Source organism: Nonomuraea sp. NPDC023979, from assembly GCF_040639085.1.
Lineage (GTDB): Bacteria > Actinomycetota > Actinomycetes > Streptosporangiales > Streptosporangiaceae > Nonomuraea > Nonomuraea ceibae.
This window is the reverse complement of the sequence record NZ_JBEZZG010000036.1, coordinates 24,359-44,998: the sequence shown is the minus strand read 5'-3', so window position 1 is coordinate 44,998 and position 20,640 is coordinate 24,359. Positions and strand designations below refer to the sequence as shown.

Sequence of the window (20,640 nt, the reverse complement as noted above, 5' to 3'; positions counted from 1 at the left end):
TGCCGGCCGGGGCCCGAAGGCGGAACCGCTAGACGGTGATGCTCCAGGAGTCGAGGAAGCCGGTGTCACCGGCGTAGACGTCCTCGACCCAGAGCACCCAGGTGCCCGCGGCCTGCTGACTCACCGGGACGGAGAACGTCCGGGTGCCGTACGGCGTGCAGGAGGTGCCGCCGTACCTGTCGACCGCGTACCAGGTGCCGTTGGGCCCGCGCAGGTAGATGTCCAGGTCCTCGGCACACGTGTGGTCGATCGTGATGGAGAGCCTGACCGGCGAGGCGGCGGTGCCGCTCGCTGTGGACGAGACGGGACTCTGCACGTAGCTGTAGTCGTAGATGCGGTAGTCGGTGCCGTTGGTGAAGGTCCGGCCGCCCGAGCCGCCCTCGACGGTCAGCGCGTAGCGGACCGTCCGGGTGGCCGTCTCGCCGGTGCCGGTGACGGTGATGCTGTAGTCGCCGGCCGGCGTGGTGGCCGAGGTGGTGATCGTCAGGGTGGAGGAGCCGCCGGAGGTCACCGAGGCCGGGTTGAAGCCGGCCGTGGCGCCCTGCGGCAGGCCGGAGGCGGACAGGTTCACGGTCTGCGGGGTGCCGGCCGTGGTCGTCGTGCCGATGGTGGTGGTGGCCGCCGAGCCCGCCTGGACGGTGCCGGAGGCGGGACTGGCCGAGACCGAGAAGTCCCGGTCAGGGGTCTCGCCGCCGACCGCCTGCTTCCAGACGGCGTACATGGCGGCGTCGGAGGCCCGGTCGAGGATCGTGTCGTTGATGTTGGCGCTGGTGTCGCAGGCGGCGTGGTAGCAGGAGTCGTACGCGCGTCCCGACTGGCCGCCCCACTTCGAGGCCTGCGTCGCCGTCTTGGTGGCGCTGGCGCCCGCCGCGACCCCGGAGCTGGCGATGCCGGCGTTGCGGAAGGAGGCGTCGTCGGAGCGGTTGGCGCCCTCGACGTTCTCCTCCGGCCGCAGGTTCAGGCCGTCGTAGAACTCCTTGAGCGGCGCCGCGCCGGCGGTGGTGATGTTGTTGATGAAGTAGCCGCCGTTGGGCGAGCCGACCATGTCGTAGTTGTAGTAGACCTGGATCTTGGCCCGGTCGGCCGCGCTGAGCCGCGAGACGTAGAACTCCGAGCCGTTCAGGCCCTGCTCCTCGTCGGTCCACCAGCCGAACCTGACGTGCTTGGCCAGCTGCGGGTTCTCCCTGGCCAGCGTCAGCGCGACCTCCAGCAGGGCGCTGGAGCCCGAGGCGTTGTCGTTGATGCCGGGTCCCGCGCTCACGCCGTCGAGGTGCGCGCCGGACATGATGACCTGGTTGTCGTCACCGCCCGGCCAGTCGGCGATCAGGTTGGGGCCGGAGCCGCTGGTGCAGCCGGAGGTGCACGCCTGCCGGACCACGGTGTAGCCGGCCTCGCGCAGCTTGCCCTCGACGTAGGACACCGACGCCGTGTAGCCGGGCCCGGTCGACCTGCGGTTCCCGCCGTTGGAGGTCGCGATCGACTGGAACTGCGTGATGTGCGCCTTGACGTTGGCCAGGCTCACGTCCGGCACCTCGACGGGCCCGCCCGGGCCGACCGTCAGCGTGAACGTCGCCGTGTGCGTCGCCGACCCGCTCCCGGTCACGGTGATCGGGTACGTGCCCTCCGCCGTCGAGGAGCCGACCGACAGGGTCAGGGTGGAGGAGTTGCCCGAGGTCACCGACGCCGGGTTGAAGCTGGCCGTGGTGCCGCTGGGCAGGCCGGTGGCCGACAGGTTGACCGTCTGGGAGCTGCCCGAGGTGGTCTGCGTGCTGACCACGGTCGTGGCCTGCTGACCGGGCTCGGCGCTGCCACTGGCGGGGTTGAGCGCGATCGAGAAGTCGTTGCCCGGGGTGCCGCAGGCGGGCTCGCCGGACTGCGCCGGCACGCTCACCGCGTTCCACGCCGCCTTGGTGGTGTTGCAGGCGGCGCTGTTGGCGCCGAACAGCTCGACGGCCGCCGCGACCGACGCCGAGCGGACGTTCACGTACCGCCAGGAGGAGGTCTTGCGGCCCAGCGCGCTCATGAAGATCTTGCCGGCGTCCTGGATGCCGATGCCGGTCACCGACGAGGGGCCGCCGGAGCAGATCGGGCTGGACGGCTTGCCGCCGCCCGGGTTGCTGCCCTCGGCCAGCAGGTAGAACCAGTGGTTCAGCGGGCCGGCCGCCGCGTGCACCTCGGTGTTCGGGATCTGGTTGCTGTAGCAGTTCGGGTCGTTGAGCAGGCCCGGGTTGTACATGTTGCGGATCGGGCCCTGGCCGACCAGGTCGACCTCCTCGCCGACCAGGTAGTCCGGCGGGTCGTTCGGGTTGTTGGCGTAGTGCTCGGTGAGCGCGCCGAAGATGTCGCCCGTCGCCTCGTTCAGGCCGCCGTTCTCGTTGCCGGACCCGGCGCCGCCGGGCGTGGTCTGGAAGATGGCGTGGCCGAACTCGTGCGCCACCACGTCGATCGGCGTGGCCTGCCGGGTGTTGGCCTGGTTGTGGCCGAAGTTGGTGTAGCTGCCGTTCCAGTAGGCGTTGACGTCGTTGAGCCCGACGCGGGCGGGGAAGCCGCCGCCGTTGCCGTTGATGCCGTTGCGGCCGAGCCAGTCGCGCAGCATGTCCCACTGGCGCTGCACCCCGTACAGGGCGTCGACGCAGGCGGTCTCCAGGTTGGTGCCGGAGCCGTTGCCCCAGCTGTCGTCGGTGCCGGTGTAGGCGGAGCCGTTCTGGCCGCCGCACCGGATGCCGGGCCTGCTCGTGTCGGTCATCGAGTACGAGCTGCCGGAGCCGCTGGTGGCGATCGTGACCTGGCCGTAGTAGTAGCCGTTGCCCGTGCCGGCGCGGACCACGTCGTAGGAGTCGGCGACCTCGCCGGTGACGGCGTCGACGAACACGTGCTGGATGCTCGGCTTGCCGCCGGCGATGCCGGAGACGACGGCTTCCCAGGTCAGCCTGGGCTTGTCGCCCCAGGCGAGGACGACCAGGCGCGGGGCCCGGGTGTCGTCGACGCGGGAGAGCTTGGTCCTGGCGGTCTTGAGTGCCTCGGCCGCGCTGACGGTCGCCTTGGTCGGCACGTCGGCGCCGGTGGGACCGGACGCCGCGACCGTGTCGCGGACGCGGCCCGCCCCGTCGGTGACGACGACGGCGTCGCCGCCGACCATCGGCAGGCCCTTGTACGTGCGCTCGTAGGCGACGTAGAACATCTCGTTGGCGCCCGCGGTGACGCCCACCCGGCGGTAGGCCTCGTCGGGGCCCTTGACCAGGTTGTCCAGCCCGCTCTGCACGGCCTGGTCCGCGACGGCCGCGGCCCGGGACTCGGGGTCGGCCACGGCCGCCGCCGCCAGGCCCTTCTGGGCGCCGGGCGGCTTGGCCTCGGCCGGCAATGCCGACAAAGTCAGCGAGGCGGCCGTGGTGATGCCCACGGCCGCCGCCACTAAAGCTTTGCGTCTCACGATGGGAGGCTCCTTTCGGATTCTTCCCATGGCAGAGCCGCGCCTTGTGGGCACATGCGGTCGCCCTGCCGGGAAGTGGGGGGTGAAAGCGAGCGTGTCGCCTTGTCGTGTGACGCTAGGCGTTACCCGGAGGCGGGGAAATACGTATGTGCCTCCGTACGTATACCGATGTTTCGATCAGCGCTGGTCAGGAGGCCGCGCCGAGGAAGCCGTTCTGCTCCAGCCAGTCGGCCGAGACCTTCTTCGGCTGCTCGCCGTCGACGTCCACGCGGGCGTTGAGCTTCTGCATCGTGGCGTCGTCCAGCTTGGCGATCACCGGCTGCAGCACCTTCTCCAGCGCCGGGTGCTTCTTGTAGAGGTCGTCCTTGATCGTGACGGCGGCGTTGTAGACGGGGAAGAACTTCTTGTCGTCCTCCAGCACCGTCAGGCCGAGCGCGGCGATGCGCCCGTCGGTGGTGAAGACCTCGCCGAAGTTGCAGGTCTCGCCCTTGTCCGTCTCGGTGTAGACGACGCCGGTGTCGAGCAGCGCGATCCGGTCCTTGGGGATCTTCATGTCGTACGCCTTGGACAGGCCGGGCAGGCCGTCGTCGCGGGTGGAGAACTCGGTCTCGATGCAGATCGTGACCTCCTCCGGCTTGGTCCTGGCCAGCTCGGCCACGTCCGAGACGGTCTTGACGCCGAGCTCCTGGGCCTTCTCGGTGCGGATGGCCAGGGCGTAGGTGTTGTTCAGCGGGGTGGGGCCGATCCAGCGGACGCCGTTCTTCTCCAGATCGGCGCCGGCGGTGGCCTTGAACTGCTCGGCCGGGTCCTGGATCGGGGTGGTGTTCTTCAGGTGCTCGATCCAGCCGGTGCCGGAGTACTCCCAGTACAGGTCGATCTCGCCGGCCATGAGGGCCTTGCGGTTGGTGACGGTGCCGCCCAGGTTGACCTTGTCGACGACCTCGGCGCCGTGCGCCTTCAGCAGTTGCACGGCGATGTTGCCGAGCATGATGTTCTCGGTGAAGTCCTTGGACCCGACGACGAACGTCGCGCCCTCCAGTTCGTCGCCCGCGCTGGACGCCTCGACGGCGTCAGTGGAGCCGCAGCCCGCGGCGGTCACGGTCAGGGCTGCGGCGGCGAGCAGGGCGAACGTCTGGCGAAGGGGACGGGAAAGCATGCAAAGACACCTCTTGCTTGGTGAATCAGGCGAAATCGGCGGACAGGTCAGATGCCGCGTGGCTTGAGCAGGTTCTCGGCGAGCCCGCCGAGCCAGTCGATGAAGAACGCGATGCACGCGGTGAGCACGGCGCCGACGATGGTCACGGGCATGCGGTTCAGCTTGAGCCCGTTGATGATCAGCTCGCCCAGGCCGCCGGCGGCCACGAACGCGCCCAGCGTGGCGACGCCGACGGTGAGCACCAGGGCGGTGCGCAGCCCGGCGAGGATGGCGGGGACGGCCAGCTTGAGCTCGACCCGGCGCAGGATCTGCCCCTTGGTCATGCCCATGCCGCGGGCCGCCTCGATGAGGGCCGGGTCGATCTGCTGCACCCCGACCATGGTGTTGCGCAGCACCGGCAGCACCGCGTAGACGACGAGCCCGACCAGCGCGGTCTGGAAGCCGACGCCCAGCACGAACGTGGCCAGCACCAGCAGCCCGATGCACGGCACCGCCTGGCCGAGGTTGCCCGCGGTGAGGATGAGCGGAGTGACGAACCGGTTCCTGGAGCGCGAGGCGACGATGCCGAGCGGGATCGCGATCACCACGACCAGGGCGGTGGCGGCGACCGTCATCTGCAGGTGCTCGACGGTCTTGTCGACGAGCACCGCCTGGTTGAGGCTGCGCCGCTCGATCGAGTCCAGCTCCAGTGTGCTCACCCACGCGTACAGGGTGACCAGGGCCGCCGCGATGGCGGCGGGCGCGATCAGGTGGCGCAGGCCGGAGGGGCGGGCGGGGGTGCGGGCCGTGCCGACGGCGAGGGTCTCAGCGGTCACCGGCGGTCACTTCCTCCGGGGCTTGTTCATGGGCCGTGCCCACCGCGCCGCACAGCGCGGCGTACGTGATCACGCCGGACGGCGTGGAGCACCGGTCCGCCGCGTGCGCGACCATCGTGTCCAGCGCCTCGCGCAGCGTCGCGCCGGCCGCCACCGCGGGCAGCGCCGGGTCCGGCAGCGGGCTCTCGTACGGCACGTCCTCGACCCTGAGCAGCGCCAGGCGCTTGAGCGTGGCGTCCTGGCCGATGAACCCCGCCACGTAGTCGTCGGCCGGGGCCGCCAGGATGTTGGCCGGCGTGTCGTACTGGGCGATGTGCGAGCGCTCGCGCAGCACCGCGATGCGGTCGCCCAGCCGGATCGCCTCCTCGAAGTCGTGCGTGACGAAGATGATCGTCTTGCGGAGCTGCTTCTGGAGCTTGGCGAACTCGTTCTGCAGGTGCTCGCGGGTGATCGGGTCGGTCGCGCCGAACGGCTCGTCCATGAGCATGACCGGCGGGTCCGCGGCCAGCGCGCGGGCGACGCCGACGCGCTGCTGCTGGCCGCCGGAGAGCTGGCGCGGGTAGCGGTCGCGGAACGTGCCGGGGTCCAGGCTCACCAGTTCCAGCAGCTCCTCCACGCGGGCGGCCACCTTGGCGGCCGGCCAGCCGAGCAGCTTGGGCACCATCGCCACGTTCTGCCCGACGGTCAGGTGCGGGAACAGGCCGACCTGCTGGATCGCGTAGCCGATGTGCCGGCGCAGCTCGTCGGGGTGCAGGCCGAGGACGTCCTGGCCGCCGATGCGGATCTGGCCGGACGTGGGCTCGACCAGCCGGTTGATCATCTTCATGGTGGTGGTCTTGCCGCAGCCCGACGGGCCGACGAAGACGACGAGCTCGCCCGCCGGGATGTCGAGGCTGACGTTGTCGACCGCTGGGGCGGGCTGCCCCGGGTAGTGCTTGGTCAGCTCCCGCAGCTCGATGCGGACGCCTGCGGGATCACGGTCGAACACGAAGCCCCCTCGGGGTGGTCAGAAGGCGGACGGCGGAGAAGCCGGCGTCGAACAGCACCGCGATCACCACGATGCCGAGCGTGCCCGCGAGCGTCGCGTTGAGCGAGTTGACCGATCCCAGCCGCGCCAGCCCTTCGAAGATCTGGTTGCCCAGTCCGGGGCCGTCGACGTAGGCCGCGATGGCGGCGATGCCGATGAGCATCTGCGTGGAGATGCGCACCCCCGCCAGGATCAGCGGCCAGGCGAGCGGCAGCCGCACCCGCAGCAGCACGCGCGCGCTGCTCAGGCCCATCCCCCGCCCGGCCTCGACGGTGGCGGCGTCCACGCCGCGCAGGCCGGTCACGGTGTTCCTGATGATCGGCAGGAACGCGTACCCGGTCAGCGCGATCAGCGTGGAGCCCCAGCCGAGGCCGGTGAACGGGATGAGCAGGGTCAGCAGAGCCAGGGAGGGAATGGTCAGAATGCCGGCGGACAGCGCCAGGGAGGCGCCACGCGCTTTCGGGGTCTCGTACGTCAGGAGCCCGATGCCGACGCCCACGGCCGTGGCGATGCCGATCGCGACGGCCACGACCAGGGCGTGTTCGGCGGCAGCCAGCGAGAGGGTGTCCCATCGGGAGACCACGTACTCGCTGAAAGTCATGAAGTAACCGCCTTCGCTTACAGTTGCATGGGAATGTAAACGTATGGCTAGTTGCGCTCATCGCAAAATCTGTTGCGATGAGCGCAACCCAGTTGTTATGAACGGATGGGCATGAGCGAGAAGCTCCCCGTGTCTTCCGCAGGCCTTCGCCGAGACCTCGAAATCCTCGACGTTCTCGCAGGTCACGGTGATGAGCGCGACACCGACGGGTTCGGCGTGAGCTGGATCGCGCAGCGGCTCGGCCGCGAGAAGAGCCAGGTGTCACGGGCGCTGCGGGCGCTGGAGGGCGAGGGCATGGTCGAGCGCGACCCGGTGACCCGCCGCTACCGGCTCGGCTGGCGGCTGTTCGCGCTGGCGGCGCGCAGCCAGCAGGCCCGGCTCGTCCAGGTGTCGGCGCCGTTCCTGCGCCGGCTGGCGACCGCGTTCGACGAGGACGCCCACCTGTGCGTGCTGCGCGGCGACCAGGTGCTCACGCTGGTGTCCATGCCGTCCTCGCGCGCCTACCACCGCATCTGGGAGGGCGTGTCGGTGCCCGTGATCATGGCCGCGGCGGGCCGCTCGCTGCTGGCCGACTGGGAGCCCGAGCGGGTGCGCGAGCTGCTGCGCGCCAAGCTGCCCGCCGGGCTCGACTCGGCGGTCAGCGGCGAGGAGCAGTGGATGGCCGACCTCGACCACGCCCGCACGTTCGGCTACGTGGCCAGCGACGTCGAGCTCGACGACAGCGCCGCCGCGGTCTCCGCCCCGGTGCGCGACCACCGCGGCCTCATCGCCGCCGCGATCAGCGTCTCCCTCGCCCGGGTGCCGGCCGCGCCCCGGCTGGAGGAGATCGGCCGGGCGATCGCCGACTCCGCCCGCGACCTGTCCACCGCGCTCGGACACTCGTCCCACTGACCTGTCCGCCCTGCTCCCGGCCAGCTGCCCCGCTGACCGGCGGCCTGTCCGTCCCGCTCCCGGCCATCCGTCCCGCTGACGGGCCGCCCTCCTCACCCGGACGGGTCCCGTACGGGTGAGCGGCCCGTACGGGTGAGCGCCCCGGGAGGGCTCCGGCGCGGCCCGGGAGCCCGGTCACCGGCGCACGCCCGATCCCCCGCGCCGGATCCGTCACGCAGCCGGTCACCGGCGCACGCCCGATCCCCAGCACGCGGCCGGTCCCGCGGCCGCTCCCCGGCGCGAGGGTGGCCGGGCGGGTGGCCGGGGGGCGGGGCTAAGGCTTCGGCCGGGTCGGCGGGGTCGCCGTGTTCGCCGTGCCAGCGGGCCAGCCGGCCGCGGCGGCCGACGGCGCGCAGGCGGCGTTCGGCGGCCTCACGGCAGGCGGCGGTGGTGACGATGAGCAGCTCGTCGCCCTCCCGCAGCCGCGTCTCCGGCGCGGGCACGAACGTGGCCCGGTCGCGGATGACGAGGCTGATGGCCGCGGGCGCGGGCAGCCGCAGCTCGCCCACCTCCACCCCGTGCAGCCGCGACCCGGCGGGCACGGTCAGCGTGAGCAGCTCGGCGTCGAGCACGTCGAGCGGCGCGGACTCGATGTCCACCTCCCTGGCCTGGTCCGGCTGGGTCACGCCGAGCAGCCTGGCGAGCGCGGGCAGCGCGGGCCCCTGGATCAGGGTGAAGACGACGACCAGCACGAACACGATGTTGAGCAGGTGCCCGCTGCCGGGCACCCCGGCGACGATCGGGAACGTGGCCAGCACGATCGGCACCGCCCCGCGCAGCCCCGCCCACGAGATGAACACCTGGTGCCGCCACGGCACCCGGAAGGGCAGCAGCCCGGCGAGCACCGAGACGGGCCGGGCGAGCAGCAGGAGCACCAGCCCGACGACGAGGGCGGGCAGCAGCGCGGCGGGCAGCTCGCTCGGGTCGACGAGCAGTCCGAGCATGACGAACAGCCCGATCTGCGCCAGCCAGCCGGCGCCTTCGGCGAAGGAGCGGGTGGCGGCCCGGTGCGGCAGCACGGCGTTGCCGAGCACGATCCCGGACAGGTAGGCGGCCATGAACCCGGAGGCGTTCAGCGCGCCCGCGGCGGCGAAGGCGATGACGCCCAGCCCGAGCGTGGCCAGCGGGTACAGCCCGGTGGCGGGCAGTGCGACGTAGCGCAGCGCGGCGACGCCGCCCCAGCCGGCGAGCAGCCCGACGGCGGCCCCGGCGGCGATCTGGTAGACGACCTGCCCGCCTATCACGGCGAAGTCGGGCACCCCGGCGGCGCTGCTGAAGACCAGCACCAGGATGACGGTCGGCGCGTCGTTGAACCCGGACTCGGCCTCGACCATCCCGGCCAGCCGCCGGGGCAGCGGCAGCGTCCGCAGCACGGCGAACACGGCGGCGGCGTCGGTGGAGGAGACGATGGCGCCGAGCAGCAGCGCGAGCTGCCAGTCGAGGCCGAGCAGCAGGTGGGCGCCGGTGGCGGTGACCAGCACGCTGACGGCGACGCCGAGGGTGGCCAGCATCGCCGACGGGGCCAGCAGCGTGCGCAGGTCCGTCCAGCGGGTGCTGAGCCCGCCCTCGACGAGGATGAGCGCCAGCGCGCAGGTGCCGAGCGTCTGGGCGAGCTGGGCGTCGTCGAACCGGACGCCGAGCACGTCCTCGCCGATGACCATGCCCAGCCCGAGGAACAGCAGCAGGCTGGGCAGGCCGAGCCGGCTGGCGGTGCGTACCGCCGCGATGCCGGCCAAAAGCACGAGCCCGCCGGCGAGCAGCACGACGTAGAGCTCCGGCAGCGTCATCAGAGGAAGTACCGCAGCCAGACGTAGACCCATGCCAGCACCGAGGTGATCGCGGTGACGAGCAGCCCGTACCGGGTGAACTCCCAGAAGGAGATCCGGTGCCCGGAGCGCGCGGCGATGCCGAGCGCGACGACGTTGGCGCTGGCGGCGACCGCGGTGCCGTTGCCGCCGAAGTCGGCGCCGAGCGCGAACGCCCACCAGATCGCCTGCCCGGTGGCCGGGTCGGGCGCCTGGGCGACGAGCCCTTCGACGATCGGCGCGACGGTGGCGACGTACGGGATGTTGTCGAAGAACGCGCCGAGCACGGCCGAGCCGAACAGCAGCGACGTGGCCGCGCCGAAGTAGTTGTCGCCGACGGCGCTGATCACCCACTCGCCCGCGGTGGCGATGACGCCGGTGTTGACGAGCCCGGCGACCATGACGAACAGGCCCATGAAGAACACCAGCGTGGGCCATTCGACCTCGCGCAGCGTCTCGCCGGTGTCGGCGCGGGCGACGAGCATCATCACGCCGGCGCCGACGAGCGCCACGATGGACGGCTCGACGTGCACGACGGCGTGCAGCCCGAACCCGACGACGACGAGCCCGAGCACGACCAGGCAGCGGACGAGCAGGCGCGGGTCGGTGATCGCGCGCCGCTCCTGCAGCGCCATGACCTCGGCCACGCGGTCGGGGTTGTAGACGAACGACTTGCGGAACAGCACCCGCGTGAGCAGCAGGAACACCAGGAAGACGATGACCACGACCGGGGCCATGTGCGCGAGGAAGTCGTTGAACGTCAGGCCGGCCCGGCTGCCGATGATGATGTTGGGCGGGTCCCCGATGAGCGTGGCGGCTCCGCCGATGTTGGAGGCGAGGACCTCGGCGATGAGGTACGGCTGGGCCGGGATGTGCAGGCGGTCGCACACCATGACGGTGACGGGCGCGACCAGCATGATCGTGGTGACGTTGTCCAGGAACGGCGAGGCGATCGCGGTGATGGCCATCAGCATGACCATGAGCCGGTACGGCCTGCCTTGCGACTTCTTCGCGGCCCAGATGGCCAGGAAGTCGAAGACGCCCGTCTGCTTGATGATCCCGACGATGATCATCATGCCGAAGAGCAGGAAGATGACGTTCCAGTCGATCCCCTCGTGCTCGGAGAAGAACACCTGAGCTCCGGGGATCAGCCCGAGTACCGCCATGAGGCCGGCGGCGACGAGCACCACCTTGACCTTGTTCACCTTCTCGGTGGCGATGAAGAAGAACGCCACCACGAAGACGGTCAGGGCGAGTGCACCGGTCATCGCACACGCCCCGGCGGGCCGGTACGCTCCCGGGACGTGCGGGGTGATGATGGTGACAGGCGAGACATGACGGTCCTCCAGATCAAGGCGGGAACATCAAGTCTCGACAATCAGGGACGATCCGGACATCGGGTCTGACACCCATCTCTGCCGGTGGGCATCATGTAGGCGCGCGCGGGCAAGGATGAGTGCTGGACCGGATGGACGGCCGGGCCGTCCGACGGTGAGGCTGGGGGGCATGAGCGACCAACGGCGGAGCCCCGTGCAGGCGCTGTTCCGGCGGGTGATCGCGATCAACGGGCTGGTGTTCACCGCCGGGACGCTGGTGCTGGCCCTCTCCCCCGCCACCGTGTCCCCGCTGGTGCGGGTGACCGAGATCCCGGTGCTGATCGTCGGCCTGGCACTGATCATGGCGGCCAACGCGCTGCTGCTGCGCCGCAGCCTGGCGCCGCTCGGCGCGCTCACCGCGCTGATGCGCCGGGTCGACCTGCTGCGCCCCACCGACCGGATGCCCGACGGGGGCAACGGCGACCTCACCGACGTGGTGCGCACGTTCAACGCGATGCTCGACCGGCTGGAGGCCGAGCGGACGGCGGCCAGCGCGCACGCCCTGGCCGCGCAGGAGGGCGAGCGGCAGCGCATCGCCCGCGAGCTGCACGACGAGATCGGCCAGAGCCTGACCGTGGTGCTCCTCGCGCTCAAGCGGACCGCCGACCGGGCGCCCGACGACCTGCGCGAGGAGCTGCGCACGATCCAGGAGACGGTACGCTCCAGCCTGGACGAGGTGCGGCAGGTGGCCAGGCGGCTGCGGCCCGGCGTGCTGGAGGACCTGGGCCTGATCAGCGCGCTCAACGCGCTGGCCGCCGACTTCCCCGGCGTGCCCGTGACCCGCCGTCTCGACGCGCGGCTGCCGCCGCTGGGCGGCGAGGCCGAGCTGGTCGTCTACCGCATCGCACAGGAGGGGCTGACCAACGTCGCCCGCCACGCCGGCGCGTCGCGGGTGGAGCTGTCGCTGGTCAGGCGGCCCGGCGGGGTGCTGCTGTCGATCGTGGACGACGGGCGCGGCGGCCCGATCCACGAGGGCGCGGGCATCATCGGCATGCGCGAGCGCGCGCTGCTGATCGGCGCGCGGCTGTCCATCGAGCATCCGCCCGAGGGCGGCACCGCCGTACGCCTGGCCGTACCGGTCGAGGAAGGGGACTGACCGATCGTGGCACCCACCCGCATCCTGCTCGCCGACGACCACGCCCTGGTGCGCCAGGGCCTGCGGCTCATCCTGGACGCCGAGCCCGACCTGACGGTGGTGGCCGAGGCGGGCAACGGCGCCGAGGCGGTCGAGCTGGCCACCGAGGGCGTCGACCTGGCGATCCTGGACATCGCGATGCCGCGCATGACCGGCATCCAGGCGGCCAGGGAGATCTCCCGGCGGGCGCCGGAGGTCCGGCTGCTCATGCTGTCGATGTACGACAACGAGCAGTACCTGTTCGAGTCGCTCCGGGCCGGGGCCAGCGGTTACGTGCTCAAGTCGGTGGCCGACCGCGACCTGCTGGAGGCGTGCCGGGCGGCGATGCGCGGCGAGCCGTTCCTCTACCCGGGCGCGGTCACGGCGCTGATCCGCGACTACCTGCGCCGTGACGACCAGCGCGAGAGCCTGCCCGCCAGCATCCTGACGCCGCGCGAGGAGGAGATCGTCAAGCTCATCGCCGAAGGGCACTCCTCCAAAGAGATCGCGGACCTGCTGGTGATCAGCGTCAAGACCGTCGACCGGCACCGCGCGAACGTGCTCGGCAAGCTCGGCATGCGCGACCGGCTGGAGCTCACCCGTTACGCGATCCGCGCGGGGCTCATCGAACCCTGAGCCTCTTCACCCGGCCGTTGACATCACCACAAACCGGCCAATACGTTCATGCGAAACGTTTCGACACGCTGATCCGGGCCGGGGTGTGATGAGTTCGCTACGTGAGGTGGCCGAGCGGGCGCGGGTGGCGGTCAGCACGGCCTCGGCCGCGCTGAACGGCACCCGCCCGGTGGCGGCGGAGACCAGGAGGCGGGTCGAGCAGGCGGCGGCCGACCTCGGCTACCGGCCGAACGCGCTGGCCCGGGGCCTGGTGAGCAAGCGCACGCGCATCCTGGCGCTGCTGTTCCCGGCCCCGCACCACGGCTTCGGCCTGACCGAGATGCAGTTCGCCACCGCGGCGGCCGAGGCGGCCAAGGAGCGCGGCTACCACCTGCTGCTCTCCCCCGAGCGCGACGACCCGGTCGAGGAGCTGCGCCACCTGACCGGGCTCGGCCTGGTCGACGGCGTGCTCGTGATGGAGGTCAGGCTCGACGACGAGCGGGTGGAGTGGCTGGCCGGGGCCGGGGTGCCGGTCGCCATGATCGGCCGCACCCGCGAGCCGGACGGCGTCGACCACGCCGACATCGACTTCGCCAGGACGGCCGCCGACGCCGTCGCCCACGTGGCCGGGCTCGGGCACCGCTCGCTGGCGTTCTTCGGCCACGCCCCCGGCGCCTACGCGGAGCAGTACGGCCCGGCGATCCGGGCCGCCGGGGAGTTCGCCGCCGCGGCGGCGCAGGCGGGGCTCGGCTACGTGGGCGGCCTGCGGGCCTCCACCGCCGACGAGGGCCGCGAGGCGTACGGGCGGCTCGTGGGCGCCCACCCGGAGGTGACCGCGCTGGCCGTGATGAGCGACCAGGCCGCCGTCGGGGTGATCTCCGCCGTGGCCGCGCGGGGCGGGCGCGTCCCCCACGACCTGACGCTGATGCTGGTGCTGTCGTCGTCGCGGGTGGCCGAGATGTTCCACCCCCGGCTGACCACGCTGGAGCCGCCGAGCGCCGAGCTGGGCCGGCTCGGCGCCGGCATGCTCATCGACCGGCTGGAGGACGGCAGCCGCGAGCCCCGGCAGCGGCTGGTGCCCTGCCGGCTGGTCGTCGGCGACAGCTCTGCGGCGCCCGCCGCCCGCGGATCGGCGGCCCGGTGACCCGCCCCGGCCTGCACTCCCTGACGGACGGGCGCGGCCTGCTCTTCGGCGGCGACTACAACCCCGAGCAGTGGCCGGAGGAGGTCTGGCGGGAGGACGCCGAGCTGATGCGGGCGGCCGGGGTCAACCTGGTCACCGTCGGCGTGTTCAGCTGGGCGCGGATCGAGCCGGAGCCGGACGCGCGTGACTTCGGCTGGCTGGACCGGGTGCTCGACCTGCTGGCCGGGGCCGGGATCGCGGTGGACCTGGCCACGCCGACCGCCTCGCCGCCGCCGTGGATGGGGCGCCGGTGGCCGGAGACCCTGCCGGTGGACGAGTCGGGGCACCGGCTCTGGTGGGGGGCGCGCAACCAGTTCTGCGTGTCGTCGCCGGTCTACCGGGAGCGGGCGCTGGCCCTGGTGAGCGACCTGGCCGACCGCTACGCCGGGCATCCGGCGCTGGCGATGTGGCACGTGGGCAACGAGTACGGGCAGTTCTGCCACTGCGACGACGCGGCGGCCGCCTTCCGCGCCTGGCTGCGCGAGCGCTACGGCGACCTGGACGCGCTCAACGAGGCGTGGGGCACCGCGTTCTGGAGCCAGCGCTACAGCGACTGGGACGAGATCCTCACCCCGCGCCGCACGCCGTACCTGGTCAACCCGTCGCAGCGGCTCGACCACCGGCGGTTCGGCTCCGACGCGCTGCTCACGCACTTCCGGGCCGAGCGCGACGTGCTGCGCGCCCGCACCCCGCACATCCCCGTCACCACGAACTTCATGGGCTTCTTCAAGCCCGTCGACTACTGGACCTGGGCGCCCGAGGAGGATGTGGTCTCCGACGACCACTACCCCGACCCGGCCGACCCGCTGGCCGCCGTGCGCGCGGCGCTGACCCACGACCTGATGCGCGGCCTGGCGGGCGGGCGGCCGTGGATGCTGATGGAGCAGGCCACCTCGGCGGTCAACTGGCGCCCGCACAACCTCCCCAAACCGCCCGGCCGGCTGCGGCTGGAGTCGCTGCAGGCGGTGGCGCGCGGCGCCGACGGCTCGTGCTACTTCCAGTGGCGGGCCTCGCGGTCCGGCGCGGAGCGCTTCCACGCCGCGATGGTGCCGCACGCCGGGCCGGACACGCGGCTGCACGCCGAGGTCCGCGCGCACGGCGCCGAACTGCGCCGGCTGGCCGGCGTGGCGGGCGCCCGGGTGGAGTCGCGGGTGGCGCTCGTGCACGACTGGCCGAGCTGGTGGGCGCTGGAGGAGGGCGACCTGCCCAGCGACCGGCTCGACCCGGTCGAGCGGCTGCTGGCGCACTACCGGCCGCTGTGGGAGCGCGGGGTGAGCGCCGACGTGGTCCCGCCGTCCGCCGACCTGTCCCGATACGCGCTGGTCGTGGTGCCGAACCTCTTCCTGATCAGCGACCGCGACGCCGCCTCGCTCACCGCGTACGCGCGCGGCGGCGGCGTGCTCCTGGTCGGGCCGTTCTCCGGGATCGTCGATCCACGGGCGCACGTCCGCACCGGCCGCTTCCCGGCGCCGCTGCGCGAGGTGCTGGGCGCGTCCGGCGAGGAGTGGCGGCCCGTCGACGGGCCGGTCGGCTGCCGCTGGAGCGACGGCGGCGCGTTCACCGCGCACACCTGGACGGAGCTCGTGCGCGCGGAGGGCGCCGAGACGGTCGCGGCCTTCGACGACGGCGGCCCGGCCGTGCTGCGGCACGCGACCGGCGACGGCGCCGCCTGGTACCTGGCGACGCTGCCCGATCAGGACGCGCTGGGCGAGCTGACCGGCCGGCTGCTCGCCGACGCGGGCGTCACCGGCGTGCTGCCCGGCCTGCCGCCCGGCGTCGAGGCGGTACGGCGCGGTCCCGTGCTGTTCCTGCTCAACCACGGCGGCGGCACCGTGCGCGTGCCCGTTCCCGAGCCGTCGGAGGACCTGCTGACCGGGTCCGCCGTGGCCGGCCACGTCACGCTCGCCCCGCAGGACGTCGTGGCGCTGCGGCCCTGCTGATCCCTCTCGGAGACGGACGACATGAAGTTCGAGGACGGCCACTGGCGGATGCGCCCGGGGACGCGGGGCGCGTACGCCCACGCGGCCCACGACGTGACCGCCGACGGCGGGACGCTCCGGGTGCGCGCCCGCCGCACCGAGGGCGCGCCCGTCCGCTGGAACCTGGCCATCGCCGGCGTCACGCACCCGGGTGTGCGCGTCACCGCCGACGGCGACACTGATCAGATCGAGATCGTCCTGACCACCGAGGAGTGACCCCCCATGCCCACCTTCCCCGACGACTTCCTGTGGGGCACGGCCACGGCCGCCTACCAGGTCGAGGGCGCCTGGAACGAGGACGGCCGCGGCCCCTCGATCTGGGACACCTTCTCCCACACGCCCGGCCTGGTGACCGGCGGCGACACCGGCGACCTCGCCTGCGACCACTACCACCGCCTCGACGAGGACCTCGACATCCTGGCCGGGCTCGGCGTGGGCGCCTACCGGTTCTCCATCTCCTGGCCGCGCGTGCTGCCCGGCGGCGGCGACCGGCTCAACCAGGCCGGGCTCGGCTTCTACTCCCGCCTGGTCGACGGCCTGCGCGAGCGCGGCATCGCCCCCGTGGCCACGCTCTACCACTGGGACCTGCCCCAGGAGCTGGAGGACGCCGGCGGCTGGCCGGCCCGTGACACCGCGCTCCGGTTCGGCGAGTACGCGCGCCGCATGGGCGAGGCCCTGGGCGACCGGGTGCACACCTGGATCACGCTGAACGAGCCGTGGTGCTCGGCCTACCTCGGCTACGCCTCCGGCGTGCACGCCCCCGGCCGCACCGACCCGGCCGCCGCCCTGGCCGCGCTGCACCACCTCAACCTCGGCCACGGCCTGGCCGCCCGCGCGCTGCGCGAGGTGATCCCGGCCACGGCGCAGGTGTCGGTGACGCTCAACCTGCACCACACGCGCGGCGTGTCCGAGCGTGACGCCGACGCCGTCCGGCGCGTCGACGCGGTGGCCAACCGGGCCTTCCTCGGGCCGATGCTCGACGGCGCCTACCCGCGCGACCTCATCGACGACACCGCCTCGGTGACCGACTGGTCGTTCGTGCGCGACGGCGACGAGGCCACCGCCGCCGCGCCGCTCGACGTGCTGGGGATCAACTACTACAACCCGATCCTGGTACGCCAGTGGGACCGGGGCGGCGCGCGCGACACGGCCGACGGGCACGCGGACGGCACGGCGTCACCGTGGATCGGCTGCGAGGACGTCGAGTTCGTCCGCCAGCCCGGCCCGTACACCGAGATGGGGTGGAACATCGACGAGACCGGCCTGACGGAGCTGCTGCTGCGGCTGCGCCGCGACTACCCGGCGCTGCCCGTCATGATCACCGAGAACGGCGCCGCGTTCCCCGACCCGGTCGGCGCCGACGGCCGGGTGCACGACGCCGACCGCGTCGACTACCTGCGGCGGCACCTGACGGCCGTGCTGGAGGCGATCAAGGGCGGGGCCGACGTGCGCGGCTACTTCCTGTGGTCGCTGATGGACAACTTCGAGTGGGCGCACGGCTACGCCAAGCGGTTCGGCGTCGTCCGCGTCGACCGCGACACGATGGAGCGCACCTGGAAGGACAGCGCCCACTGGTATCGGGACGTGGTCGCGGCCAACGGCCTGTGACCCGCCGGGTCCCCGGACGCCGGGGGCCCGGCCCGTCAGGTCTCCTCGGCCCGCCGGCGCAGGGCCTCGTTCAGCCTGGCGAAGTCGCCCTCCGCCCGCGCGACGACCTTGCCGAAGAGGGGCACGAGGAGGCCGCTGAACCGCTCGCTCTGCACCATCCGCGTGCCGTCACCGGTCGCGCTCAGCTCGAAGGCGTGCTCGCCGTCGAACAGGCCGGGCACGATGAGGTCGCCCAGCCAGCGCAGCTCCCGCCCCGGCTCGGCGCGCAGGACCTTGGGGCGGAAGCTCATCGGCCTGCCTCCTTCGGGGAACATCCGCAGCGCGAGCGTGGTGCCCTCCCGGGCCTCGCCGGTCGCCTCCCGGATGAACGGGTTCCACTCCCGGTAGGCGGCGAAGTCGGCGATGACCTCCCACACCCGCTCGGGGGACGCCTTGATGTCGACAGGAACGCTGATGGTCCGCATGGCGCAGTTATACACGTATGCGGGCTTTCAGCCACTCCTGTCAGCCCCCCAACAGGTCCACCGTGCCCCGCTCGCCGTCCACCCGGATCCGGTCGCCGTCGCGCAGCCGCATGGTGGCGTTGCCGGTGCCGACCACGGCCGGGATGCCGAGCTCGCGGGCCACGATCGAGGCGTGCGACAGAGGCGCGCCCATGTCGGTCACCACGGCGGCGGCGCGCGGGAACATGGGCGTCCAGCCGACGTTCGTCAGCGTGGTCACCAGGATCTCACCCGGCTTGAGCCGGTCGCCGTCCTCCGGCCCCGACAGCACCCGGGCCACGCCCTCGACGACGCCGGGAGCCCCGGGGAAGCCGGTCACCGTGTCGCTGACCGGCGTGCCGCCGCCGCGCGCGTCGTACAGGTCGGCGCGCCGGTCCGGGTCGGCCGCCCAGCGCACCGGGTCGAACCGGCCGACGATCAGCGCCGGGTACGGCGGCAGCGCCGCGTAACGCTCGTAGGTGGCACGCCGTACGGGGACGTTCGCCAGGGCGGCGGCGTCACCGCCGAGCACGTCGAGGATCTCCTCCACCGCCAGGAAGAACAGCGCGTCGCCGTGCCCGGTCAGCTCACCGGCACGCACCACGAAGGCGCGCAGCACCCAGAACGCCCGGATGACCTCCGACCGCGTGGCCTCCCGGTCGCGCACCACCGCGTTCCACCGGCGCACCCTGGCCCGCATCCCGGCGAGCCTGCGCGGATGGCGCTCGGCGAAGCGCGCCCAGGCGGCCTCGCGGGCCTTCTCCTGGCGGGCGAGCAGCGCCCGGGTGTCCTCGCGCAGGTCGCGCAGCCCGGCGAGCTGGGCGTCGATCCAGCCGGGGTCCTCGCCGGGGCGCGGCATCGACACCTCGAACTCGTGCGGCCCGCGGTGCCCGTAGGCGCGGGCGAACTCGTCCCTGGTGATCTCGCCCCTGGCCAGCCGGCCGAGCCCGGTGAGCAGGCCGAGGCTGGCCAGCTCGCCGTCGCTGTTGACGCCGGTCAGCATGGCCTCGGCGTCGGCCTCGCCCACCAGCCTGCGCAGGTTGTCGCGCGTGTAGACGAGCGTCGAGCCGCCCTGCCGCCCGGCGGCCTCCAGCATGCGGCAGGCGGTGACGAAGTACGGCTCGATCTCGCGTGACCAGAGCGCGGCCAGCTCGGCGGGCGTGGCGGTGGCGGCGACCCGTGCGCGCAGCTCCTCGCCGCGCCGGGCGGCCCCGGCCAGGAAGGCGGGCATGGCCCGCAGGTGCTCGCGCACCCGTTTGCGGATGGCCAGCGCCATCGGCACGACCGCCTTGACGATCCGCCACCGGGAGACGTCGAGCATGGGCGGCTCCAGCCCGGCCGGCAGCCTGCCGAACACCTGCTCCACGGCGCTCAGCCGGCCCGACATGCCGAGCGCGCGGGCGACGGAGAACGTCACGCTGAGGTTCATGTAGAAGCGTCCGCCGATGTTGCCGACCAGGTCGAAGCCGGGCAGCGTGGAGGCCGACATCGCCTCGTGGATGAACATCCGCACGAACGACCAGGTCGCGGGCGTCATCACGTCGGGGATGGCCTCGCCGAGGTTGCCGCCGGTCCACAGGTAGTCGCCCCTGAGGCTGTCGTTCCACTCCTCCGTGCGCGGCTTGACGCCGGTGACCGGGCGGGCCTGGACGATCGCGAACGCGCCGCCGCGCCGGACCCACTCCACGTCCATGGGCGTGCCGTACAGCTCCTGCACCCGCGCGCCGAGCGCGGCCAGCTCGACGGCCTGCGCCTCGTCGAGCACCGCCGCCCGCCGCAGCTCCTCGGGGACCGGCCGCTCCTCGGTGCCGCCCTCGGTCCGCACGGTCATCACGGCCTTGTCCCCGGTACGGGCCTCCGTCACGGCGCCCGAGGTCACCACGACCGTGTCGGGGGTCACCTGGCCGCCCACGACCGCCTCGCCGAGCCCCCAGGACGCGTTGATCACGGTCTCGCCGAGCGCCCCGGTGACGGGGTTGGCGGTGAACATGACGCCCGCGGCGTCGGCGTCCACCAGCTCCTGGACGACGACGGCCAGCGCCACGTCGTCGTGGGGGACGCCGTTCCGCTCGCGATAGGCGATCGCGCGGGCGTTCCACAGCGAGGCCCAGCACCGCCTGACGGCGTCGAGCAGGCCGTCGCCCCGGATGTTGAGGTAGGTGTCCTGCTGGCCGGCGAACGACATGCCCGGCAGGTCCTCGGCCGTCGCCGACGACCGCACCGCCACCGGCACGCCGTCGCCCAGCCCGTCGCCCAGCGCCTCGTAGGCGGCCCGGATGCTCGCGGCCAGGTCGCCGGGGATCTCGTGCCGGGCGAACAGCTCCGCGACGGCGGCGGGGTCGCCCGGGTCGATCTCGTCGCGGAAGGCCGACACGAACGCGCGGTAGGCGCCGGTGGTGATGTGGAAGCCGCCCGGGACGGGCAGCCCGGCCCTGGTCAGCTTCGCCAGCGACGCGCCCTTGCCGCCCGCCGTGGCGAGGTCGGCGGCTTCGTCGCCGAGGGGGAGCACGGTCCGCACG

At 72.8% G+C, this 20,640-nt stretch carries 16 protein-coding genes; 7 read left to right on the top strand and 9 right to left on the bottom strand.

From position 1 onward, the window contains the following. Window positions 1-28: 28 nt before the first annotated feature. The 5 genes from AB0G11_RS40370 to AB0G11_RS40350 all read right to left on the bottom strand — a co-directional run bounded on the left by AB0G11_RS40370 (window position 29) and on the right by AB0G11_RS40350 (window position 7,029). Complete coding sequence (locus AB0G11_RS40370; RefSeq protein WP_357591976.1) at window positions 29-3,430, bottom strand: M28 family peptidase; 3,402 nt, start codon at window positions 3,428-3,430, stop codon at window positions 29-31. A 187-nt stretch (window positions 3,431-3,617) separates the two neighbouring features. Beyond that, window positions 3,618-4,586 (bottom strand): glycine betaine ABC transporter substrate-binding protein, encoded by a 969-nt coding sequence (locus AB0G11_RS40365; RefSeq protein WP_357591974.1) that lies wholly within the window; start codon window positions 4,584-4,586, stop codon window positions 3,618-3,620. Between the two features lie 47 nt (window positions 4,587-4,633). Further along, window positions 4,634-5,401, bottom strand: coding sequence for an ABC transporter permease (locus AB0G11_RS40360; protein WP_219508026.1), 768 nt, complete (start codon window positions 5,399-5,401; stop codon window positions 4,634-4,636). Next, a complete protein-coding gene (locus tag AB0G11_RS40355; RefSeq protein WP_308125883.1) occupies window positions 5,391-6,389 on the bottom strand; it encodes an ATP-binding cassette domain-containing protein in 999 nt (332 codons plus the stop codon). The genes AB0G11_RS40360 and AB0G11_RS40355 overlap by 11 nt, the downstream gene beginning before the upstream one ends. Continuing rightward, the gene (locus AB0G11_RS40350) at window positions 6,376-7,029 is read right to left on the bottom strand and encodes an ABC transporter permease (RefSeq protein WP_219508028.1); all 654 of its coding nucleotides are present in this window, start codon (window positions 7,027-7,029) and stop codon (window positions 6,376-6,378) included. The genes AB0G11_RS40355 and AB0G11_RS40350 overlap by 14 nt, the downstream gene beginning before the upstream one ends. Window positions 7,030-7,158: 129 nt before the next feature. Between AB0G11_RS40350 and AB0G11_RS40345 the strand changes: the two genes are divergently transcribed. After that, window positions 7,159-7,920 carry an IclR family transcriptional regulator gene (locus tag AB0G11_RS40345; RefSeq protein ID WP_219508030.1) on the top strand — a complete coding sequence of 254 codons (762 nt, stop codon included), beginning with the start codon at window positions 7,159-7,161 and terminating at the stop codon, window positions 7,918-7,920. Window positions 7,921-8,012: 92 nt separating this feature from the next. Here the strand turns inward: AB0G11_RS40345 and AB0G11_RS40340 are convergent, their stop codons facing one another. Together AB0G11_RS40340 and AB0G11_RS40335 are read right to left on the bottom strand one after the other, a co-directional pair. Further along, complete coding sequence (locus tag AB0G11_RS40340) at window positions 8,013-9,746, bottom strand: potassium/proton antiporter (protein ID WP_357591972.1); 1,734 nt, start codon at window positions 9,744-9,746, stop codon at window positions 8,013-8,015. Continuing rightward, window positions 9,746-11,032, bottom strand: a complete 1,287-nt coding sequence (locus tag AB0G11_RS40335) for an ArsB/NhaD family transporter (protein ID WP_219508034.1) — start codon at window positions 11,030-11,032, stop codon at window positions 9,746-9,748. The genes AB0G11_RS40340 and AB0G11_RS40335 overlap by 1 nt, the downstream gene beginning before the upstream one ends. A gap of 238 nt (window positions 11,033-11,270) precedes the next feature. Here AB0G11_RS40335 and AB0G11_RS40330 point away from each other — a divergent pair, with 238 nt between their 5' ends. The 6 genes from AB0G11_RS40330 (at window position 11,271) to AB0G11_RS40305 (ending at window position 17,639) form a co-directional block, all read left to right on the top strand. After that, window positions 11,271-12,236, top strand: a complete 966-nt coding sequence (locus AB0G11_RS40330) for a histidine kinase (RefSeq protein ID WP_219508035.1) — start codon at window positions 11,271-11,273, stop codon at window positions 12,234-12,236. A gap of 3 nt (window positions 12,237-12,239) precedes the next feature. Next, window positions 12,240-12,890 (top strand): response regulator transcription factor, encoded by a 651-nt coding sequence (locus tag AB0G11_RS40325; protein WP_219508055.1) that lies wholly within the window; start codon window positions 12,240-12,242, stop codon window positions 12,888-12,890. Window positions 12,891-12,978: 88 nt separating this feature from the next. Next, window positions 12,979-14,013 carry a LacI family DNA-binding transcriptional regulator gene (locus AB0G11_RS40320; RefSeq protein ID WP_357591970.1) on the top strand — a complete coding sequence of 345 codons (1,035 nt, stop codon included), beginning with the start codon at window positions 12,979-12,981 and terminating at the stop codon, window positions 14,011-14,013. After that, complete coding sequence (locus AB0G11_RS40315) at window positions 14,010-15,992, top strand: beta-galactosidase (protein WP_308125884.1); 1,983 nt, start codon at window positions 14,010-14,012, stop codon at window positions 15,990-15,992. Before AB0G11_RS40320 ends, AB0G11_RS40315 begins: the two co-directional genes overlap by 4 nt. A gap of 21 nt (window positions 15,993-16,013) precedes the next feature. Continuing rightward, entirely contained in the window at window positions 16,014-16,247 is a 234-nt protein-coding gene (locus tag AB0G11_RS40310) for a hypothetical protein (protein WP_357591968.1), read from the top strand. 6 nt (window positions 16,248-16,253) lie between these two features. Further along, window positions 16,254-17,639: a GH1 family beta-glucosidase gene (locus AB0G11_RS40305; RefSeq protein WP_219508040.1), complete on the top strand. Its 1,386-nt coding sequence runs from the start codon at window positions 16,254-16,256 to the stop codon at window positions 17,637-17,639. 35 nt (window positions 17,640-17,674) lie between these two features. On the opposite strand, the gene AB0G11_RS40300 is transcribed toward AB0G11_RS40305, so the two are convergent. Continuing rightward, on the bottom strand, window positions 17,675-18,103 hold the full coding sequence (locus AB0G11_RS40300; RefSeq protein ID WP_357591966.1) for an SRPBCC domain-containing protein: 429 nt from the start codon (window positions 18,101-18,103) through the stop codon (window positions 17,675-17,677). Window positions 18,104-18,143: 40 nt separating this feature from the next. Continuing rightward, window positions 18,144-20,639, bottom strand: a complete 2,496-nt coding sequence (locus AB0G11_RS40295) for a PEP/pyruvate-binding domain-containing protein (protein ID WP_357591964.1) — start codon at window positions 20,637-20,639, stop codon at window positions 18,144-18,146. Between the last annotated feature and the right edge of the window lies 1 nt (window position 20,640).